General features: G+C 56.8%; 13 protein-coding genes and 1 pseudogene. 7 read left to right on the top strand and 7 right to left on the bottom strand.

Annotated elements, in window-relative coordinates:
- The first annotated feature begins 1,784 nt into the window (after positions 1–1,784).
- Positions 1,785–3,188: an acetate kinase gene (locus U5A67_RS38105; protein WP_321818743.1), complete on the top strand. Its 1,404-nt coding sequence runs from the start codon at positions 1,785–1,787 to the stop codon at positions 3,186–3,188.
- A 26-nt stretch (positions 3,189–3,214) separates the two neighbouring features.
- Here U5A67_RS38105 and U5A67_RS38110 read toward each other — a convergent pair whose 3' ends face one another.
- The 4 genes from U5A67_RS38110 to U5A67_RS38125 form a co-directional block, all read right to left on the bottom strand.
- Positions 3,215–3,934, bottom strand: a complete 720-nt coding sequence (locus U5A67_RS38110; protein WP_321818742.1) for a hypothetical protein — start codon at positions 3,932–3,934, stop codon at positions 3,215–3,217.
- A gap of 8 nt (positions 3,935–3,942) precedes the next feature.
- Entirely contained in the window at positions 3,943–4,629 is a 687-nt protein-coding gene (locus U5A67_RS38115) for a C39 family peptidase (protein WP_321818741.1), read from the bottom strand.
- Between the two features lie 3 nt (positions 4,630–4,632).
- Positions 4,633–5,127: a hypothetical protein gene (locus tag U5A67_RS38120; protein WP_321959811.1), complete on the bottom strand. Its 495-nt coding sequence runs from the start codon at positions 5,125–5,127 to the stop codon at positions 4,633–4,635.
- Between the two features lie 202 nt (positions 5,128–5,329).
- Entirely contained in the window at positions 5,330–6,577 is a 1,248-nt protein-coding gene (locus U5A67_RS38125; RefSeq protein ID WP_321818739.1) for a hypothetical protein, read from the bottom strand.
- Positions 6,578–8,039: 1,462 nt separating this feature from the next.
- Between U5A67_RS38125 and U5A67_RS38130 the strand changes: the two genes are divergently transcribed.
- The gene (locus tag U5A67_RS38130; RefSeq protein WP_321818738.1) at positions 8,040–8,399 is read left to right on the top strand and encodes a hypothetical protein; all 360 of its coding nucleotides are present in this window, start codon (positions 8,040–8,042) and stop codon (positions 8,397–8,399) included.
- A gap of 1,170 nt (positions 8,400–9,569) precedes the next feature.
- Positions 9,570–9,773, top strand: a complete 204-nt coding sequence (locus U5A67_RS38135; RefSeq protein WP_321818737.1) for a cold-shock protein — start codon at positions 9,570–9,572, stop codon at positions 9,771–9,773.
- Between the two features lie 61 nt (positions 9,774–9,834).
- Here U5A67_RS38135 and U5A67_RS38140 read toward each other — a convergent pair whose 3' ends face one another.
- From U5A67_RS38140 to ligD, 3 genes are all read right to left on the bottom strand, one after another.
- Positions 9,835–10,623, bottom strand: coding sequence for a tetratricopeptide repeat protein (locus U5A67_RS38140; protein WP_321818736.1), 789 nt, complete (start codon positions 10,621–10,623; stop codon positions 9,835–9,837).
- 47 nt (positions 10,624–10,670) lie between these two features.
- Positions 10,671–11,603: a Ku protein gene (locus U5A67_RS38145; RefSeq protein ID WP_321818735.1), complete on the bottom strand. Its 933-nt coding sequence runs from the start codon at positions 11,601–11,603 to the stop codon at positions 10,671–10,673.
- A gap of 72 nt (positions 11,604–11,675) precedes the next feature.
- On the bottom strand, positions 11,676–14,195 hold the full coding sequence (ligD, locus tag U5A67_RS38150; RefSeq protein ID WP_321818734.1) for a DNA ligase D: 2,520 nt from the start codon (positions 14,193–14,195) through the stop codon (positions 11,676–11,678).
- 414 nt (positions 14,196–14,609) lie between these two features.
- Between ligD and U5A67_RS38155 the strand changes: the two genes are divergently transcribed.
- The 4 genes and pseudogenes from U5A67_RS38155 to U5A67_RS38170 all read left to right on the top strand — a co-directional run.
- Positions 14,610–14,828: a hypothetical protein gene (locus U5A67_RS38155; protein WP_321818744.1), complete on the top strand. Its 219-nt coding sequence runs from the start codon at positions 14,610–14,612 to the stop codon at positions 14,826–14,828.
- A gap of 156 nt (positions 14,829–14,984) precedes the next feature.
- The gene (locus U5A67_RS38160) at positions 14,985–15,293 is read left to right on the top strand and encodes a hypothetical protein (RefSeq protein ID WP_321818733.1); all 309 of its coding nucleotides are present in this window, start codon (positions 14,985–14,987) and stop codon (positions 15,291–15,293) included.
- Positions 15,294–15,764: 471 nt separating this feature from the next.
- Complete coding sequence (locus U5A67_RS38165; protein ID WP_321959812.1) at positions 15,765–17,141, top strand: hypothetical protein; 1,377 nt, start codon at positions 15,765–15,767, stop codon at positions 17,139–17,141.
- A gap of 112 nt (positions 17,142–17,253) precedes the next feature.
- Positions 17,254–18,111: pseudogene (locus tag U5A67_RS38170) on the top strand (L-serine ammonia-lyase); the annotation flags it as partial.
- Positions 18,112–18,158 lie beyond the last annotated feature (47 nt).

Below are 18,158 nucleotides of genomic sequence, written 5' to 3' on the forward strand. Positions count from 1 at the left end.
CTTGCGTCGGCGTCTTTTGGCAATCAACGTGTGCGTTGCACTTGGTGTGCGCCAATGGCGTTCTGCGCAAACTGAGGTGTTAAAGTTGCCGAACTCGAAACGATTTTCAATACGGTCGGAGGGACCGTCGGCGTTGCGGGCGGCCTTGACATCATCGCGAGGTATGCAATCTGGATACGCAATGATCCGCTTCTCACTTTCACCGAGAAAGACGTTTCGATGATGTGTGTCACGGGCTTCAATTAGGCCAAATAGGGATGCGGTTTCAAAGGGGCGCTTAATACAGGACGGGAAACGGCTTTGTCGTCAACGTCGTCTCATCGTCTAGCCTAATTATCTTGCCCGAGGCGCTCTTAGAAACGCTCAAGTTGTGTCAGTCAAAGACCCCGATGTCGCGCTTTAGCCGACCTGAAACATCGCAAACGCGACCTGCTTCCGCGCCGGAGACAAAGGCTCATTCGTGAACCGGAATGCGTTCGCGCAGACGGTGACTCAGCAAGTTCTTGCAATCAGTCTGCGATTGCTGGCTAGCCTGCGATCCCCACAGGGCGACTTGCTGTATCAGGATTCAGCGGCGCGGGCGACTCCATTGCCACCACTCATGGTGGTCGAGATTGCGAAGGAGTTCCGCTCGGCGCTTTTCTCGCCGATAGTGTGTTGTGACGCTAACCACTACGGCGACAAACACGATGGAGCCCACTGCTATTCCCATCCAGGTCTCATCCACACTAGCCTCCGCTGCAGCACTGACCCTGCCCGCCACCGCGGGCAGCGCAAAGCACAAATATAGCCGGCATGCAAACCACGTATCCCTGAACGTGGCCACACTCAGTGTGCACGTCCGATTGCACCCAGCCGCGCGTCGCCGAGGTGAAGATTTCGTGGGCACTCAACATCATGTTGTTTCTAGAAAAGACATAGACCACTAACAACGCAACAGTCCTCGAATCCGGCATCCCGACATTGGATCGCCTCAGAATCTCCAGACAAAGTATGCCACTTAAAATAAGCAAAATTGGATGAAAAAACACCTAGTCCAATAGATTTCTCCAGACTTACCTATTTGTCTTCAGAATAAGTGATCCTATCCATATCAAAAATTGTTCGACCCAGGTTACCGAAAAATTATCCTGAACGCGTCGCAAATGGCTTGCTTTTGACCGTATAGCAGAGTGCGGCACACTTCGAAGGTTCGCTTTCATTCGCCATGTTTCACATAGTTGGTGCGATTTACCAATCCCTTTTCTTCAGACACTCACCACAGAAGCTCCTAACGAATGTGGCCATCAGGGTTGAAGCATCGTCTGATCCGCGAAACTGCGGGCCAACCCTCACATGTAAAGACCACGCTTGTTCTGCGCCATCATGGCACTATCATTCCTAGCACGCCGGCAACAGTTGCACCACCAGACGCATAAGAACAATACAGATACCTGCCAACAATGCGCTAAATGGTTCCTTGGCCTTGCTCTTGGCTGAATCTTTGTACGCCGTGGCGACGAGTGTCAGCAGCTTCGCGAACAGGAGAATTGCTGATACCTTAAGGGAAAGAGGATGCTGGAAATTGGATCGCTCCTGCACTAGCATCCTGTTAGCGAGATACGGGTTATTTGACGCTGGATTCGCACGCCAGGTTGAGCGTTCCTGGACGTCGGTACATAGCGACATCCGTTCAGGATTCTTGCATCTGCCCCACGCTTGGCGCATAGCGTACTTGGTCGCTGGCATTGGCCTGTTTTCAAGGTGATTAGAAGTAGAACTGCAAGCCTGACATGGAGATCCCCATGAAGTGCATGCGATTTCGACAGGTACGCGCCATTAGTTACGCTGCGCTTTTGGCGTGCAGCGTCGAATCATATGGACAGTCGCTTGAAGCACAGGCCGCAGACACTGACCAGGCAAACATTAAAGCACTACGCAACGAAGTCAATCAGCGCCTCAAGGAACTCGAAGCACTCAAGCAGAAGCTTGCCGACGAAGAGGCAAACTTCCAGCAACTCAGCCGCCGACTAAATGCTGGCCAGCTTGACACCCAGCGCGCCACAGGCGGCACAGATGCCAACGGTATGCCAGTGGGCGTTGCTGCTGAGGGGGGCGCGACCGCCGCCGTGCAGGCTGCGCAGGCCGATTCCGCAGCACAAAGCGACCCGAATCCAAGCTCCAATGCCAACAACTCAGCCCAGCAAGCCACCCCGACCACGCCGGTCGGCCAGGCCCCCATCGCGGACACGCACCCGCCTGCAGTTGCGCCAATCTTCGACCAGCCCGGCGTGCTCACGCCACGTCATTCGTTCGTCGTCGAGCCGTACTTCCAATTTGGCTATGCGTCGCAAAACCAGATCTCGCTCGTTGGGTACACGATCATTCCTGCGCTCCTGATCGGGCTAATCAACGTCAATGAGGTGAAGACTACGACGCTGACCGGCGGCGTCGCATTCCGCTACGGGATTACAAACCGCCTGGAGTTCGAAGTCCGTGTCCCGTACGTGTATCAGACCAACGACGTTGTAACGCGCGAGCCCTTCGCTGGCACGGCTGCAAACACCACAATCAGCAGCAGCGGGCACGACATCGGCGACGTCGAAATGACGCTGCGTTATCAGTTCAATCAAGGTGGTCCGGACAAGTTCTACTACGTTGGCTGGCTACGCTTCAAGACGGCTACCGGCAAGAGCCCGTTCGACGTCGTAACGGATTGTGTCGCGTCGTGTGTTGCAAGCACGACTGCCAATACAGGCTTGCCGCTGCAGCAACCGACCGGCTCGGGTTTCCTTGCGGTCCAACCAGGCCTCACCTGGCTATTCCCCACCGATCCGGTCGTGTTCTTCGGCAATTTCAGCTACCTGCACAGTTTCGGGAAGGACGAAAGTCTCACGCTGCTCAACGGAGTGACCGAGGCCCTTGGAAAGATCCAGCCGGGCGATATCTGGGGATTCAATATTGGCATGGGCCTCTCCTTGAACGAGAAGGCATCGGTGAGCATCGGCTACGACCAGAGCATCGTGTTGCCAACCTCCCAGAACGGCCAAACTGTTCCCGGCTCCGTGCGCGTCGTACTCGCTACGCTTCTGATCGGCTATTCATACCGCTTGTCACCGAAGACCACGCTCAACTTCTCGATCGGCGCCGGCCTCACACGCGACACACCGGACCTCACGCTCACGCTGCGTGTGCCGATGTCCTTCTAACCTATTCGACACTCACGCCACCACGACTAGCGAGGACGGACTGCGCCGGCGAGCGCACTATTCATTGTCGACAGGAAGTTCATCGCTTTGAACGCGCCAAGCGAGTTGACGCCCGCATTAATCGTTGTGAGCGCCTGTATCTGCTGGTCGCTCAAAGAGTTCTGTATCACCGAGCCAGTCAAAGCCGGCAGCGCCCCTTGTTGCACGGAGTTATGCGGTCCGACCTGAAGAAGTGCTCCGGTGTTCGCACTCGCGAGCATTTGCGCCTGCTGAGCCGTCATGTTGGCGATATCCGGAATGTTGAAGCTTGTCTGCGCGACGAGATTCCCGTTCACGAACGCGGCCCGCGATACGCCGAAAGATACAACCAGACCGGACGGCAAGTCGAAGCCGCCGCGCATGTCGTCCAGCCTGCTCTCGCTCACCGCGACGAGATCCGCAGCCCCCCACGACGAATCGGCAGCCTCCGCGCGGGATTCACGGGCTGGCGTCACAACATCCGCCTCATCCACTTGCATCGCGTCTGGCGGGTTTTGGGACTCCGTTGCCACGACGTTTTGCTGTGGCCGGACCTCGTCATCTATTACATACACATACGCCGAGTCTTTCGGCTCGCTCTGTATTGTCGTGACCTCACCAGTCGCGATTGTCGGCGAATCGCCTGCAGCGGCCCATGTATCGAGCGAAGACATGCTGCCACAGAATACTGTGACAACGCCGGCCAGTTTGAGGTGTCCGGATTTCATCGTTATCCTCAGAATTCGCCTGGGCCGAGTTTCGGTACGACTACGTTGAACAGGCTGTCATGCGGAATGCCGGTATAAAGCGGCGCCTCGGGCGCGACATGCCAGTCACGAGCATCGTTGAAGCTCGCCATTTGATGCCTGTTGTGAATGACGAATACTATGTGGTCCTGCCACTTTTGCTCGAAACTTTCCCGCGACATCGCGCGAGTGCCGGTGGCGGGATCACCGACCAGCACGCGGCCGTTGCGTACTCCCTTGACGACGACGAAGTGATGATAGCCGTGTTCCACGATCAGGACGATCGCGGGCGTCTTCGTCTGGTTGAGCTTTTCAAGTGGCACTTCATAGCCATCGGCTTCAAAGCCGCGCGACATCAGGAAAGTACGGATATCAAGCAGCGAGAAACCTTCCCGGCGAATCTTGTCCTGATTGCCGCGCTGGAACATTTCAATGAACGCCTGCTGCTCGGTCACCGGATAATTGTATTGATATGTCAGCAGCGTTGCCACTGCAGCGGAACCGCAACTGAAGTCATATTGTTGCCTGATGGTCCGCTTGAATCGGGCTTCTTTCAGGCTCGTCACATGCAACGAGTAATACCCGCCCGACGGGTCAGTGACGTCAATGGGGTCGGCACGGGCAACCAGCAAACAACTGCTCAATGCGATGCCGAGAAGCGCAGCAGCGTTCTTCATCGCCTAGTTCCCGAAGCGCACATTCAGCACTGTCGCGTTCTGGATCAGCACGTTCGAACCCGTGTTCTGGATGACAGTCGGCAAGCCGCTTGAACTCGAGAACGATCCGTCGCTAATCGTGTTCGATCCCGTCACCACACGGTTCGCCACGTTATCCGCAACCGTGCCGTTCAGAAAGTTCTGTCCAATCAGCGCATCACCGCCTCGCAGGTCGTCTAACCGATCGGAATTCAACGCAACGCCAAAGCGTGCATCGGAAGGCTGCGTAGGCGTCGATGACGTCGTCTGCGCCGATTGATCAATCGGTGAGGAACTATCCACAGCCGCAAGATTTGCGCTGGCCGCGCCAACAAGCACTGCGCTCGGCGTATGGGAATTCGAGGCTACAGGCGGTGACTGGGATTCGGGCGTCTCGGCGGCGGCCAATTGAGGAATCAGACCGGACAATACAACAGCAAAAGGCGTGACCAGCTGCGCAAACCATTTTTGCGCTTGCATGGCGGGCTCCTTGCCCTCTGTGCGATGCAATGAAAGCAGCACAGAAGGTTTGATGGTTGAGTGCTTCGTCATGCGAACTATATCGCCAGTTTCGGCGAATTCAGGCTAACCGCATCCGCATGGCAACGGAGCGACTGCCGTGAGGAAAAACTGCGTACCTCACGGCAAATCGCACGACCTACTTCAACAGGCTCGACACCGTCTAGTGGCCGACAGTCAGATTAGCCTGAACGGTCACGGCCTGCTGGATCAGAGATGCCATACCGCTGTTCTGGCTCATCACCGTGATGCCTGCTGCTCCTGACGCAGCACTACCCATAGTGTTCGACATATTGAACGTGCCTGCATCGACAGTTACAGCTCCGCCTGCGCCACCTGCGCCGCCAACTGCACCGTTGCCAGTGCCACCGTTGCCGGTTCCGCCCGCGCCGCCTGTGCCTGCTGCACCGAGCGCGCCACTGCCAGCGGTTGCGCTGCCGTTGCTGGCGGACGTCGACGAGCTGCCGTTCGAGGCGCTGCCGCCAACTGCAGAACCGCCTGCACCGCCGTTGCCGGCATTAGCCGTTGCCGTGCCACCACCACCACCGGTGGACGAACTTGCTCCGCCGGTCCCCGAGCCTGCTCCGCCGGAAGCCGTCGCTGTGCCGGCCGAGCCTGCCCCACCGGTTCCACTACCGCTCCCACTACCGAGGGCCGTGCCGGAACCGGACCCGGCGCCACCACTGCCTGCCCCTGTGTTGGTAGCCGTGCTCGCGCCAAGGCCAGCCGTGCCAGAGCTCGCTGATGAGCTACCTGCACCACCAGTACCCGAACCAGAACCCGAACCACTGCCCGTACCGCGACCGCTGGCACCGCCACCCATACCGACCGAGTAAGAAGTTGCGCCACCACCCTTGCCTGTTGCGTTGCCGCCAGAGGAGTCGGCAGAGCCGCCCTTGGTATGAGCGTAAGCATTACCGCCATCGGCACCCGTAGCAGCGTAGCCGGAACCTGCCGTAGCGCTGCCATTCGTGGAGGCACCTGCAGTCGCGCTGCCGTTTCTCGCGCTGCCACCGCTGCCGCCACTGCCGCCGGTGCCGGAGCCACCATTGCCGCCCGTGCCGCCTAAGCCGTAGCCGTCTCCGCCACGACCGCCCTTACCACCGTTGGCATTGCCCCAATTTTGGGCGACGTTACCAATGCCAGAAACCGAGACGCCGGACACTGCACCGTCGAGCCTGCTGAGTGCAACAACCTTCGTGCTGTTGTAAGCGTCCGCGATTCCACCTTCATTCGCGTTGCTCCCTGTGGTGCTCTGCTGCGCTGACGACGCGCTAATGCTCGACGAATTTGATCCGATATCGGTGCTTTGATTACAGGACGAAGAGCCGTCCTGGCATGGGTTTGCCATTGCGTAGCCGCTGAAGCCAAAGACGAGGATCGCAGCGGACGCCAGTATTGTCTTGCGCATAGGAACCTCCTGTTGAGCCTGGGGGGTGGGTTGGCAACGTGCGCCAATCCGCCGCCCCAGATGCATAGGCAGTGCCACGCACACAATGCATTGAATTAAAAAGGAAATTTTTTATCGATGGGCATGCGTTCGCATCTGTAAACGCTTTCACCTGCGCCTAATGTTTCTCAAATGCAACATCGAAAATGGCGTTGCAGCCGCTTCAGAAGACGACTCAGCAGTAGAAGTTATTTGAATTCAAATTGATACACACTTTTCCTAATGCAGATTCGAGAATTTTTAAAACGTAACTAGTCTGATGCACAAAAAATAGCGTCTGGGCCTATTCGTTTATTAACAGGTTCAACCTCTTGCCCCGAGAGCCTCACCAGCACTATCTCTTGCCATACTTGACCGTTTCAGACCGATAAAAAACCGAGTTATTTGAACATGGCAAAAACGTATCTTTTACGTGCCACTTGTCACAATTTTCCACCGCGTTCAATGAGCGTATTCTGAATGAAGATTGACAATAACATGATGTATACGTTTCGCACATACGAATTCTAATACGATTAATTAGTCACTCTATTCGATTCCGCACATTTCAGAACATCTCATCCTGCGGTTTTTGTATCGAACGAAGATAGAACTTTGAGTTGGGCTTCATCGCGTTTATCAACGAGAATCGAACACGGTCGAATGCCATGTACAACTGATGTCGTGACACCGAAAATTCCTCTGCGAAGCATAGTTGTGTTCGCTAGCAAACTTCATCTACCTTTCTCATCCATGTGTATTGTTTCGTTGCCGGCAATAAGGATGCGGCATGCGCTGGCGCCGGGCTTAGCTTCAAGCAGCCAACGAGCTCTCCTGGCATCATCGACACCGCATCGCGCCATACACGTGTGATATGCCTTCAACTACAGTCGCTCGCTCAGGTGATCTCTTGACCGAGAAGTCGGACTCGTGCTCGACCTCAATTCCCCCTGTCAACATTTCCCCCTCGTTGCACAAACGATTACGCCACGTGCAAGCGAACACGCTGCAATCACATCCAGCTGATAGTTCATTTGTCGACGCGGCAAGCCTCATGCCTGCCCTTCGCGGAATTCAGATATCCGTTGATAGCCGGAAATCTCCCTGCACGGCAGAACTACGCAAGCAGGAAGCATTTATATACGTGTGGACGTGACTTTGGCATCGTGTGGAAGATATGCAATCGTACTGAGCAAGCCGGTACGGTGCTGGCGCGACTATCACTGGCGCTACAAAGCGCTGAATCGAATTCATTCTCGGAAGGCAGTCGGCCAGTGACGATAGAATTCTTATGAATTATGGAATAAGACTTCCAGGTCGATCGTTTAGTCGATAAGGCCGTGTGGATCCCTACAGCCAGGATACGTTACAGGGTCTGGTCGGTTCTGCACGTCGTCCAGCCATGCGGTCACGTTGCAGCCTTCTCCCTAAAAGGACAAAGACCATGAAAAGCGCCCTGATATGCCTTATTGCTTTCGCCTTGCCCGTCGCGTCGTTCGCGGAAACCCCAAAGCTTTCGCATGGAATGATGGTCGACGAAGACGGCATGACGCTGTATGCCTTTGACAAGGACACCGTTCCCGGAAAAAGCGCTTGCGCAGGAGCCTGTGCCGCAATGTGGCCCGCCGCCATTGCGGATTCATATGACAAGGCAAACGGCGATTGGGGTTTTATCGCAACCAGTGACGGAAAAAATCAATGGACCTACAAGGGCCATCCTCTGTATCGCTTCGCGCAGGACAAACAGCCTGGGCAGATGAACGGCGATGGCTTCAAAGGAATGTGGCATACCGTGAAACCCTGACACGCATCGCTGCGTGATCACGCCTCCGGTTCCTCCGGCCTATCATTCCGGCGTCATAGCTGCGGGTGTGCATCAGAAGGCAACAGCGGTGTCCAGACAAGCGGCTCACAAGCATGCAACCACAGAATTGCGCGAGGAAACGAAATTGACGTCAGGTTTTTCGTAATAGTCAAGATGACACGCGCCGACAACCACATATACGAAACCGAATGCATTCAGCGACCAGTGATCGTTAATGTTGTAGACCAAACGCGCATTCAGCACGAGAGCGAATCAACTGCTGAGCTTCGCAGTGGTGGGACCCTCAAGCGCCGATTGGTATTTGGGCGAACAAAGAAAGCTGCTACTGGACATGGCACCGCTCAGTTTGACGCCGCTGTAGCACACATATGCACCGCCAGCCCCTTACATAGTGGCGAAAGCGAATTTTCGCGTCACTGAAGTAGTATTTTGCGAGCAGCGTCGGGCTCGACTCATACGCCTTGCTTAACTGGCCTATCCCCGACCATGCCGGTGCCCGTCAGTTTCATGCGCGGAGGAATGCGCCTTCGATTGCAATATGGTCGGTCACAAAGTGAGTCGCGGTCAGACCGAGGGTATCGGCGGCGCTCACGTACGCACTTGACTCGCTCGCCTTTGATGTGGTGCCCAGTGCGCTGATCGCAAACGACTGACTTGACAATCGCCCACAAAAGCGATCGCACTCGCGCAATAAACAACGAATTAAAAGAATACCGAATTTAGCAAAAAATCAGACAATTTTTATGATCTCCCATAGACGGGTACCAAGGTTGCATTCACCCCGATCGTGGACTTCGACACTCCCCGCGCCTGCCCGCCCCAACGAATCCCGACCTCCGGCCCCATAGTGGTCGGGTTGCCGAGATTAAGCTGACCAAAGCCGCCACGTCGAAGAGTCAAGGCATCTCGGTTCATGCATGACGCATATCACGGACCAGCGTGGTCATCTGAGCACAGTTCCGCGGCGGGAGCGTCAGTATGTCCACACAGCCAAATTCGGAGGTGGCAACTCACATTTCGCGCTCACACCTGAGAATTAAGCCTGAGGGTTGCTCATGACACATGTTTGCGCTAAATTTTGCGATCTAACGACTTCCGGGTTTGGCGAGAAGCGCGCCAAACCCGGCTAACTTCAGGGGCTCCAAGAAAATGGCAACGGGTATTGTGAAGTGGTTCAATGACGCGAAGGGCTTTGGCTTCATCACCCCGGACGATGGTGGCGAGGACCTCTTCGCTCATTTCTCCGAAGTGCAAGGCAAAGGATTTAAGTCGCTTCAGGAAGGACAGAAGGTCACTTTTGAAGTGAAACAAGGCCCCAAAGGCAAGCAGGCTTCGAACATCCAGCCGGTTTAACTGCAGCGGACTGTGCCGTGCATCCCTAGACTTACTGCCGGGAGAGCGCGGCGCAATCTGTTTAAGTCGTTAGTCGCCTGTAGGCGTTGAAATGTCGCACGAGACCCTTCTGGTCACCGCGCTTTTCGAGCAGCATCGCCAGATTGTGATGAGCATCGGCATAGGACGGCTCAAGCTCGAGACAGCGTCGATAACTCTCTTCTGCAGCACCTAGCTGGCCCAGATCTTCGTACGCAATTGCACGATTGAAGTGAAGTGCAGCGTCCTCGGGGAAATGCTCCAACGCGACGTCGAAAACCTGTAGCGCATCCGCGCAGCGATGTTCTCGTTCGCACAACAATGCGCCTAGATCGACGTAAGCCGCATAGAACGGCTGCGGAGATAAATCGATTGCGCGTCTATAGGCCCGCTCGGCACCATCGAGGTCGGAGGCCCTGAGCTGCTCGCCGAGGTCGTACCATTCCTCTGCCTGATGAGCGAGGTCCTGTGGTGCTGGCGCCGTGTCGAGAAACGCGACATCGCCCTTGATTTCCGCAACCTCGAAGTCAAGCAGCATCTGGCCCGTAATGGCATCCCATTGCGACGGGCCAGTTCTAACAGCGACGTCATTGCCGACGGCCGACACGCGAATGCCACTCAGGGGCAATTCGTCAGGCAGTTCGTCCCTCAGCCGTAAGAGTGCCTGGATCACTTTGCGCGGCGGTATGCGTGCAACGCGCAGCTGCAGCGCCGTGCGCAACAGCACCACTTCCTGGAAAGTGAACCGATATTCCCCGCGCGGCCCGCGCGAGGGTGTCACGAATCCCGCGGCGACAAGACCCGATACAACGCGCCTGGAAACGCCAAGCATAGTCTGCAGCTCGCGCGTCGATATCTCCCGAGGGACTGCTTTGGATATCACTTGCGAGCCCGGACCTTTGCTGGCGCGTCTACAGGCGTCTTCGCAGCGCGAGCGGCTGGCTTGCGAGTTCGTGTTGTCACTGCCGAAATGTCAGCGACGGGCTCTGCCGCCTTGCGCTTCGACGCGGGTGTCGCAGCGGCCTTCGCCTTTGCCGTGCCCTTCAGACTCGCGCGCAGTGCGTCCATGAGGTCGATGACCTGGCCGCCAGCCGCAGTCGCTTCTGCCGGCTCGTGCGTCACAACCTGCTTGCCTTCGATCTTTTCGTCGATGGCCGCGAGAACGCGCTTCTTCTCTTCATCCTCGTACGCGGCTGGGTCGTAATTTTCCTCAGCTCCCTGCTCAATTATCTGCAGGGCGAGCTTGAGTTCCGAAGCAGAGACCTCAATATGTTCAATATGCAGATCACTCAACGAACGAACCTCGTCTGCATAGAGAAGTTGCTGAAACACAAGACCGTCTTCTTCCGGACGCACCTGCACGATTCGCGTGCGACCCTTCGACGCCCATTTGGCGAGTGCGCAGCGCCCGCTTACGGCCAGCGCTTTCTGAAGCAGGCTATAGGGCTTGCCTCCGCGCTTGTCCGGCGCGATGAAATAGGCCTTGTCGTAGAACACTGGATTGATAGCCTTCTCAGGAATGAACGCCATGATTTCGACAACATGGCTAGCGCCATCCTCTAGTGCCTTAAGCTCATCGGGGGTGAAAACAACGAACCGATCCTTTTCGAACTCGTAGCCCTTGTTCATGCTTGAGCGCTCAACAACGCCCCCTGTCTTCTCGGATACATATTGCTGCTTCACGCGTGAGCCGTCAGGCGCAAGCATGTGAAAGCGGACGTCGGACGAACTCTCTGTTGCCGTGTAAAGCTTCACCGGTATGGATACAAGCCCGAAGGAGAGCGAGAGGGAAGCGATTGAACGGGCAGGCATGACTATCTCCTCGCGGGAACGCTATCGCACAGCTCGGTGCAAGCTCCGTGCCTCGGCAGCCCTGTGATCAAATCATTTTAGTAGCTTTATTGCGACGGACAACGTCTGTCGGGATGACCAGTAATCCGCCCACGGATCCTGAGTCTGGAAGCTTAGATACTCGCGCGCTGTTTGCACGGTCCATTGCGCCCCGCTTTTCAAATCACCAAGCTCCTCCCAGAAAACTGGCATCGAGACGCCCATGTGAGGGCGAGCGCGAGCCGAGAAAGCCGCCGCCGTTGTCTGCCCCATCCCGTTACGCAGATAGTCGACGTACACCTTGCCGATACGGTTCGACGGCCCCGACTTACCAGAGAACCGATCGGGAATCATCTTCACAATGTGTCGAACAAACGCCTGCGAGAATGCCTTCACTTGCTCGTACCCCAACCGCGGCGTCAGCGGAACAACGACATGAAGACCTTTCCCCCCGCTTGTCTTTATCCAGGCATTCAGCTTCAGTTCCGACAGAAGCGTTCGAACCAACAATGCCGCCTCCTGTACATGTCCCCATTTCACGCCCTCGCCTGGGTCCAAGTCGAATATGACTCTGTCGGGCTTGTCCAGACAACGCACCGTCGAATTCCACGTATGCAATTCGACCGCATTCATCTGCGCAGCCGATAACAGCGCATCGACGGTATCAATGCTTAGTAACGGCGGATGATTCGGCCACAGGTCGCGCTCGTGAATCGTCAGACTAGGCATGCCGGTGCGCTCAGAATGTTTCTGGAAGAACAGCTCGCCAGCGACTCCCGAAGGCGCGCGAACCAGGGCAACGGGGCGGCCTCTCAAATGCGGCAGCATCCGCTCTGCGACGCTCGCGTAGTAGCGAACAACGTCGACCTTCATGATGCCGCTCGCCGCATCGATGACCCGCATCGGATGCGTAATGTTGAGTTGCGAGAGCAGTTTTGGTTCCTGCGTCTTGCCGCCTTCCCGCACGACGCTCTTCGCGGGCTTGTCCATGCGCAGTCCCTTGAACGACGCCTGCCGGATGACCCCGTCCGTCGTCCATTGTGCGAACTCGACTTCCGCGACCAGGATCGGCTTAACCCAGCGCTCGCTGCCCGCTGCGCGTCGAGACCAACGGCGCGGTTTGGTGTGTGCGACGTCAAACGGTTCCTTATCCACCTCCAGTGGAACAAGGCGTTTCCAGATTTCCTGCGCGGTTCGCGAGCCCCAACCTGTGCCAACGCTGCCGGCGTCGTGCAGTTCGTCGCCGGCGTAGTATCCAAGCAACAGACTGCCAATCTCTCCGTCCTTGCCGCCGCGCGCCGTGAAGCCACAAATGACCAGTTCCTGACGAAGCCGCGATTTCGCCTTCAACCAGGTCTGCGTCCGCCCAGATTCGTAGGGGGCATTGCGCTTCTTAAGCATCAACCCTTCGAGACCCAGCCCCGACGCGGCTTCGAACACCTGTGCCGGCGGTGCCTTGAAATCCTGACTGAAACGAAGCTGTTCTCCAGCGCTTTCGATCAGTTGCGCGAGCCGCGCACGACGCGCCCACAACGGCACGTTCCTTAAGTCTTCCCCGTCGAAGTACATCAGGTCGAAAAGGAAATAAACGATGTCCTGATTAGCGCGCCCGGCTATCGCATCCTGGAGCGCAGCAAAGCTTGGTATCCCGTCTTTTAGCACAACAATTTCACCGTCCAGCCATGCGCTTTTGTCGGTCAGATCTTTAATCTCCTTCGCGAGCGCTGGAAACTTCGCTGTCCAGTCATTACCACCGCGAGTGATGATCTGCACGCGCCCTTTCTCGACACGTGCCAAAAGTCTATAGCCATCAAGTTTCGCTTCCGTTATCCAGTCGCCACTCGTCGGCAGCGAAGTCGCGAGAGTCGCGAGCTGGGGTTCGAGCATCGTTGGCATCGGCACACGCACGGCTGCCGACCAGTCGATTTCTAATTCATCGCGGTGCGGGGCCGGCACCGCCCGCGGTGCCCTCGGCTCGCGCTCTTCGACGAGTCCCAGCGGATGGCCAACGACGCTGTCCGGCAGCGCCTTGATGACGTCGTATTCGACAAGTGAGCGCGCCCACTCGTCTCGCTTCTTGAATAACATCCACTGGCTTTGCCTATCATCAGGCTTCGAGATACGCACCAGTTCCCATAACCCAGCCAGCTTTTCGCCATGGAGCCGAAAAACCAGCTTGCCTGCCTCCATGCCCTTCTGAGCGTCACCCACTGCTTCCCAGGTTCCACGGTCCCAGACGATCACATCGCCTGCGCCATATTGCTTCGCCGGAATCGTGCCTTCGAAGCCCGCGTATTCAACAGGATGGTCCTCAACATGTACAGCCATCCGTTTGGCCTTCGGGTCATAGCAAGGGCCTTTGGGCACCGCCCAGGACACAAGCACTCCATTCAGTTCGAGGCGGAAATCGTAGTGCAGCCGGCTCGCCCAGTGCTTTTGGATAACGAAGCGCAAGCCGCTCTGATTTACGGCTGCGCTCGAATTGGCAGGCTCCGGCTCGGGCGTGATTGTGAAATCCCTCCGCTTTCGGTAGCGCGAGAAAGGTAACGATGTCGTATCGCGAGGAGTGACCATTGCGCAATCTCCCGAAATGCCGCTTTCCGACGGAGTAGCACAAACCACGCCGCCATCCATCCTGGAGGATTGCCCCCTGCCTAGACTCACCAACTGTCACGACCGGGTACGTCTCCCGCCAACAAAGACATTTATGGTTGTATCCTGCATAGTGCTTATAGAACTTGTAATGGCAGACAACTGCGAGGCAAACGTCCCACCTCGCACATCCATAATGTTTGTCCAGCTCAGGACTTGCTCATGACGCATGTTCCTCCTTCGAGTAGCCACCATCCGAGCAGGAAAACCAAATTTTAGGAAATTTAGCGCCACGTGGTCGAATATGGCGCCCGGGCGCTGACGGTCATCTGGTGAATCCCCACCAAGAGTGCTAGCTTATGGTGATAACATTACCCTTACAGGAACATGAAGACGATGCAACAGGCTACCCATAAAGGTTACGTGCTATGGGGGCATGCAATTGCTCAACAAGACGAACTTCTTGCCCCCGACCGCTATGCTGCGAGCGGTACTATCACCCGGGATAATCGGCTCATTGAGTCCTCTGGCGTCATAGGGACGTTTGTCTCAGAGGATGATGCTCAGAGTGCCGGTTTAGAGTGGGCTCTTGCTTGGGTCGACCAGCACGGATAGCCATTGAGCCTCGACACCTACCAGAGTTCGCGCCGCGCTCGCTGCCCACGAACTGCAGGCCGCGCGAGCTTGGCCGGTTTAGTTTGCCCGCTGGACACTCGCCGAGGAAGCCGTTAGCCTGAAAGTGTTTCGCGACCCGATGTTAAGGAGCCACACATGCAGGTGAGCACCGACACCCTGGTTGAAATGCTGCGCGAAGTCGAAGCAGAGGACCCCATTGACTATGCCGACTTACCATTTGGGGAGGACGAACTCAGGCGTCTCGTGATGATTTCGCTCGTCGAGCGACACCACGTCGTCGAAGAGGGCATGCCGGCCTCCGACATCCATGCACTGTACCTTCTCAGCACGGCCAAGCTTGTTCTGGAAAATACCGTCCTGCACGCGCGACTGCTCCTACTGCAAGGACAGCAGGTGGACGTTCAGTCGCTTCTCGCACCGTTCACGCTAAAGGGTCGTAGTTAGCGTGAACGGTGCGGCTTCATTCTTGGAGCAACGGGCGCAACTGACGGCGGTGGTGCGTCGGAGGCGCATTGACCGTCTTCAGGCAAAACGCGAGACTTATCGAGCAACCGGTAGACTATCGCTTGCGCCGTAGGTGGGTCCGGCCGGGCCGGCCTTTTTGTTGGAGCACAGGTTCGCGGTAGTACGCGAAAAACCTCGCACCGCCTTGAAAGGAAAGTCGGATTGCTGTCGTCAGCGTCGGAAGACCCCCATCTCATCGCGGCTCGATGACTGGCTAGATCCTATTGCAATTTCGTTCGGTATCCTTGTCGTCTGTCATCTGCTCATGGGGATCAAGTACTTCCAAAATCCCGCTATCTGCATCCTGGCGTACAGCTTCACTCCAGACGCTAATAACGCAACGAATGTCAACATCGCTGCGTCTATAATGAAGACCTTCAGGAAATTAACGCTCGCATGGAGCCCTACCTTATGAATCAAGCCCGCGGGCGATATGCGGGATCCCGCGACAGCGGCCAACGCCATCCTCGCCACGAAAAAAAGCCTCAGCCCAATCGACAGAAATCGCCGTATGTGAAGGCTCCTGCCCAGGAGCCCGCCCAGACGGCTTCCATTTTCAAGACACGAGCTTTTCAGTTTCTCGTCGATGCAGTGGGCGCAGAAAACATCGCAATCGCGCTTGAGTCCAGCATGTCGCGCGTAGCCGAACTGTTGAAGGGCGAGAGGTTCACACCTGAGACAGCCTTTCATATGGAAACTACACTCGGGTTGCCGCAAGGTTTTTTTGACCAGCCCAATCCTGGGCTCACAGCCGAGACCATCGCTCGGCTCAAATCACCACTCGACTTTATTCAAACAGACGACCAACCTGACGCGGAGCACGAAGCATTCAGGCTGGCTTCCGCCCTGCCCGTCGACCAGCAACCATCTCTTAAAGACAGTTTGTCCGAGGAAGCGCAAATGCCCAGAAAAGCAACTGGCGGTAGCCCCAAGGCCGTCAAGACGAGTCTGGGCGAACCAGCCGGACAGCCGAAGGCACAGATGCCGAAAAAAAGCCCGCGTTCGAAAAATGGCGCGGCCCCTGAAGCGACCCTGCAGCAATCGCTGGCACTAAACGACGGCGCCGACATAGAGAACGTCCGACGCGCCAACCTTCACGTTCTCACGAGTCGCAACGGATCGAAAGCAAGACTTGGTGTCGTTATGGAATTGAGTGGGTCCAACATGGCCCACCGACTGCATGGCAAAAAACGCCTGGACACTGTCGAAGCGAACCGGTTCACGGAGCGGCTGGGTTTGCCAAGTGGCTGGCTGGACACCCCCCGCTCCGAAGAGGAAATTCCGGAGTCTGTGTCGCGTATGCTTGCGCCTGCGTCGCGCGCACGCGCATCCGCTCAACAGCACGAATCGCTTGCGTCCGTAACAAAGGATGCCGTACCGACGAAGACCGCCGTCGCAAAGGCGCGTGCGCGACGCACACCGGTGGTCGAGCCAGAAAATCCCCCAGTTGTTCAGGCGGTTGTTGCAGCAGCGAAAGAGGCGATCGCTACCGACCCGCAAGATCACGTAAATGACTCGCAAGAAAACTCGTTCGATCACATCCTTGAAGACAGTGGTGACGGTGCCCCGGTAGCCACACCGGCGAGCCCAGAGTCGTTTGCGGCCTCCGCAGTACCGCAGCTAAACCAGGCGGCGCTCCCCGTCGCTTTGGTAACGAGCCTGGACAATCTTCACGGTATCGCGCCGATAGCGGAAGCATTAATCAAGACGCTGGCCGGCAAGGCACGCACCGGTCGCCTCGACGAACTGAAAGCCCTGGAACTGCTGCAGCAGGCGATACGGCTATAAGTGGGTCGTAGTAGCGCGCCGAGGAACTTAGGCCGCCAGAGGACGCAGTAAAGCTACCACCAGATGTCGGGAAGCCCCGGAGATTAGTCCGGTCGAGAGGACGGACGCCGCGGGCGACACATTATTAGCACGATGCAGCGAAAGCGGTCTGTCAATCGCCGAGCTTGCCTTAGCAAACGAATGTGCTCGTGCCGACCCTGCTACAGTACGCTCCGATTTGCTGCTTATCTGGGAACCGATGAGGCAGTGTGTACAGCGCGGTTGCGAGGGGCCGAACGATCCAGATAGTTTCGCGCTGCCGAAGTCGGGCATTGTACGTCGCGCCCCAACGCTGTATCGCGCGCTTGCCTCGCTCAGCACGACCGCCGACGCAATGTTCGACAGGATGGACTGGTTGAATCTGTTCGCGATGGCAGTCAACGAGGAGAACGCAGCAGGCGGGCGCGTCGTGACAGCACCGACCAATGGCGCCAGCGGCATTGTGCCGGCCGTACTGAATTACTATGTGCGCTTTATCGAACGTGCCAACGACGACGGCATCTGCGAGTTCCTGCTAACGGCAGGAGCGATCGGCATGCTGTACAAGCTAAATGCGTCGATATCCGGCGCCGAGGTCGGTTGTCAGGGCGAAGTCGGGGTCGCAACGTCGATGGCTGCGGGTGCGCTGGCTGCGGTGTTGGGCGGCACACCGGGGCAGGTCGAGCACGCTGCTGAGATCGGCATGGAACACAACCTCGGACTCACTTGCGATACTGTGGACGGATCGGTCCAGATTCCGTGCATCGAGCGCAATGCGATCGGTGCGGTCAAGGCCGTGAATGCCGCACGTATGGCGCTAAATGGCGATGGCCGTCATCACGTTTCGCTCGACTCGGTGATTCGCACAATGGCACAAACCGGCGCGGACATGAAGGCGAAATACAAGGAGACAGCACTCGGTGGGCTCGCCGTGAATGTCGTGCTCTGCTGACTCGATACTGGCCGAAGAGCGGAAATATTACGATCGTTTCCAAAGCA

The organism is Paraburkholderia sp. J69-1 (assembly GCF_905220255.1).
Classification (GTDB): Bacteria; Pseudomonadota; Gammaproteobacteria; order Burkholderiales; family Burkholderiaceae; genus Paraburkholderia.